This is a genomic window from Streptomyces sp. HSW2009 (genome assembly GCF_040240285.1).
In the GTDB taxonomy this organism is placed as follows: Bacteria; Actinomycetota; Actinomycetes; order Streptomycetales; family Streptomycetaceae; genus Streptomyces.
The window spans coordinates 1-3,268 of the sequence record NZ_JBEHZD010000720.1; the positions used below are offsets into that span (position 1 = coordinate 1).

Sequence of the window (3,268 nt, forward strand, 5' to 3'; positions counted from 1 at the left end):
GCGTCACGCTCCGCATTGTGCTCGCCGCACCGGACCACCTCGCGGGGCAGGCCCCCCCGGGGCCCCGGGGGGGCCCGCCCCCCCCGCCCCCGCGTGCGCCCCCCCCCCCCCGGCCCCCGCCCCCCCCGGGGGGGGGGGCGCCGGGGGGGCCCGGGGGGCGCCGGGGCGCCGGCTTGCGGGGGTGCGGGCCGAGCCGAGGCGTAGGGGGCCGCGTCGCGGGGTGCGGGTGCTACGGGGCCGCGGGTTGCGCGGGCGCGGCCCTAGCCCAGCACCTCGCGCAGATAGGCGGCCGTCTCCTGGTTGCCCGGCAGGAAGGTCTCCACGGCCAGCTCGGAGACGGTCACGTCCATCGGCGTGTTGAACGTGGCGACGGACGAGATGAACGACAGCACCCGACCCTCGTGCTCGATGACCATCGGCAGCGCGAACGGCAGGTTCCCGATGGTCTTCGGCGGCTCGTCGGGGCAGTTCTCGGGCAGTGGGTACGCGCTGACCTCCTCGTAGAGCGTGCGCAGCGGCTCCGACCTGAGCAGGGCCAGTTGACGCTGCATCTGCTCCAGCAGGTGGGCGCGCCACTGCCGGTAGTTGAGGATGCGGCGCGCGATGCCCTCCGGGTGCATGGTCACCCGCATGGCGTTGACCGGTGAGCGCGTCAGATGGGCCGGCACCCCGGCCATCAGCAGCCCGACGCCGGCATTGGCCGCCACCACCTCGTACCGGCCGTTCATCACCAGCGCCGGGTAGGGCTCGTACCCGGTGAGCAGTTGGTCGAGCCCGGCGCGCAAGCCGGCCAGGGCCGGGTCGTCGAGCGTGGCCTCGGGGTAGTGCGGCGCGTAACCCGCCGCCACCAGCAGCGCGTTCCGCTCCCGCACCGGCACGTCCAGGTGCTCCGCGAGCCGCAGCACCATCTCCTGGCTCGGGCGGGCCCGGCCGTTCTCGATGAAGCTGATGTGTCGGGCGGACGAGTCGGCCCGCAGCGCCAGTTCCAGTTGGCTGATCCGGCGCCGGTCCCGCCAGCTCCGCAGAAGGGCGCCCACTCCCGGAGCAACCGTGGCAGTCGTCATCCCCCGACCGTAACCCGCGGCGTGGCAGGCTGGTGAGCCAGTATCCGCAGCGTCGAAGGGGACGTAGCCATGGCCGTAGCACCGCTCTCCCACACGGAGGTCGAGGAGCGCCTGTCCGCCCTGCCAGGCTGGCGCGTCGACGGCGACCACCTCACCCGTACGTACGCCTTCCCCGGCCACCCACAGGCCGCGGCCATGGTGGTGCACGTCGCACAGGTCCAGGAGGAGCTGAACCACCACGCCGACCTGCTGCTCAGCTACGACAGGCTGACGGTCACGGTGAACACCCACAGCGTCGGCGGCAAGATCACCGAACTCGATCTGACCCTCGCCGGCCGGCTGGCGGAGATCGCCCCGGGGCACGGAGCACGCTAGGTTGCGGTGTGGCCCACGCCACACGTGACGGATGGTGGCCCGCCGTGTCGAACCCCCCGAACGAGACGTGACGCAGCAAGGCGGACGGCAGGGGACCGAGAGGAGCCGGTGAGTGCCCGAACCCAGCGACAAACTGCTGGCCGTACGGGCCGGGGAAGGCGACGAGGCCGCCTTCGAGGTGCTGGTGCACCGGCACAGCGGGCAGTTGCTCAGCCTGGCCACCCGGCTCCTCGGCAGCCGGGCGGACGCGGAGGACGCCGTACAGGACGCCTTCGTCAACGCCTGGCGCAGGCTCCCGGAGTTCCGGGCCGACGCCGCGTTCTCCACCTGGATGTACCGCATCGTCACCAACCGGTGTCTGAACCTGCTGCGCGCCCGCCGTCCCACCCAGGACCTCAGTTCGGTCCCCGAGCTGAGCGCGCCCGAGCACGCGGCGTCGCCGGTGCGGGCCGCCGAATCCACCGAGGTGGCCCGGGCGCTCTCGGACGCGTTGCAGGGGCTCACCCCCGAACAGCGCGCCTGCTGGGTGCTGCGCGAACTGCACGGCCTGTCGTACGAGGAGATCGCCGACGTGACCCGCATCAGCCAGCAGGCCGTCCGCGGCCGGATCTTCCGAGCACGGCGCTACCTGACGGAGGCGATGGGCGCATGGCGGTAGGCAGCAACCCGGGCCCGCCCGACGACCGGCCGGACCGGAACCACCGGACACCCGACCCTCATTCCGCGCAGGAACCGAGCCCCACCCACGACCCGGCACCCACCCGGGAACCTTCTCCCACCCGGGAACCTTCCCCCACCTCCGCGGCCCCCGGTCGGCCCGGAGCCGGGCCCGACGACGCGCAGGTCGCGGGCGGTGCCGGCGCCGACGGCCACCCGGAGGACGGAGACAGCCGGGACGGCGAGGACGAGATCCTGCTGTGCGGGCGCTCGCTGTCGGCCGTCTGGGACCAGGAGGTGCCCCGCGAGCACACCGCGCACTGCCCGTACTGCCAGCAGGCGCTGGCCGGGCTCGGCGTGCTCGACCGGTACGTGCGCGAGGCGCGCGCCGAACAGGCGCCGCCGGCCGCGGCGATCACGGACCGGGTGATGAACCTGGTCCGCACCGAGCTGCGCCCCGGCCGGCTGCTGCCGCTCGGCGAGGTCGCCGAGGACGCCTGGATCGCGGAGGTCGCGGCGGCCAGGGCGTTCCGGGCGGCGGCCGAGACGCTGCCCGGCGTGTTCGCCGGCAGTTGCCGGGTCATGCCGGCCGACCCCACGGCCGCCCGCCGCTCGCTGCTGCCCGGCGCCCCGCGCCACCGCGGACCGATGCGCGTCACACTGGAACTCACCGCCGCACTGGACTGGACCGTGCCCGAACTGGCAGCGCTCGTACGACAGTTGGTCGCCGACGCGGCCCGCGACGCGGTCGGCATGGACGTCGTGGAGATCGATGTGTCCGTTGTGGACGTCATTGGGGACGACCTCGGTGACGTACGCGCGGACGAGCCGCCGCGCCCACCAGGGCCGGGCGGCGGGGGCAGGTCGGGCCCCAGCGACCCGTCGGGCCCCGGAGAGAGGAGTAACCCGTGATCCCCTCGCAGCAGGCGGCCGCGGAGCACCCGCGGGGGCGCGCGGCGGCGGCCGACGCCACCCAGCGCACCCCGGGCGTCGCCTATCTGCGCCCCGGCTTCGGCGACCTGGTGCGCGGCGCGGCGGCGCGGGTGCGCTCCCGCGCCGCCCCCCCCGGCCCCCCGGGGCGGGGGGGGGGCGCCCCCCCCCCCCCCCCCCCGCGCCCCGCCCGGCGCCCGGGGGGGGCGGGGCCGTTTGGCGCGTACGCCGCCGCCGGGCGC

The 3,268-nt window shown here is 75.4% G+C and carries 4 protein-coding genes and 1 pseudogene; 4 read left to right on the forward strand and 1 reads right to left on the reverse strand.

Annotated elements, in window-relative coordinates; translation table 11 throughout:
• Positions 1-260 precede the first annotated feature (260 nt).
• A complete protein-coding gene (locus tag AAHZ94_RS31250) occupies positions 261-1,064 on the reverse strand; it encodes a helix-turn-helix domain-containing protein (protein WP_349997086.1) in 804 nt (267 codons plus the stop codon).
• A gap of 69 nt (positions 1,065-1,133) precedes the next feature.
• On the opposite strand from AAHZ94_RS31250, the gene AAHZ94_RS31255 reads away from it, so the two are divergent.
• The 4 genes and pseudogenes from AAHZ94_RS31255 to AAHZ94_RS31270 form a co-directional block, all read left to right on the forward strand.
• Positions 1,134-1,439 carry a 4a-hydroxytetrahydrobiopterin dehydratase gene (locus AAHZ94_RS31255; protein WP_349997087.1) on the forward strand — a complete coding sequence of 102 codons (306 nt, stop codon included), beginning with the start codon at positions 1,134-1,136 and terminating at the stop codon, positions 1,437-1,439.
• Between the two features lie 112 nt (positions 1,440-1,551).
• A complete protein-coding gene (locus AAHZ94_RS31260; protein WP_349997088.1) occupies positions 1,552-2,097 on the forward strand; it encodes an RNA polymerase sigma factor in 546 nt (181 codons plus the stop codon).
• Positions 2,088-3,008, forward strand: a complete 921-nt coding sequence (locus AAHZ94_RS31265) for an Asp23/Gls24 family envelope stress response protein (RefSeq protein WP_349997089.1) — start codon at positions 2,088-2,090, stop codon at positions 3,006-3,008. The genes AAHZ94_RS31260 and AAHZ94_RS31265 overlap by 10 nt, the downstream gene beginning before the upstream one ends.
• Positions 3,005-3,268, forward strand: a pseudogene (locus AAHZ94_RS31270) (hypothetical protein); the annotation flags it as partial. The gene AAHZ94_RS31265 and the pseudogene AAHZ94_RS31270, both read left to right, overlap by 4 nt.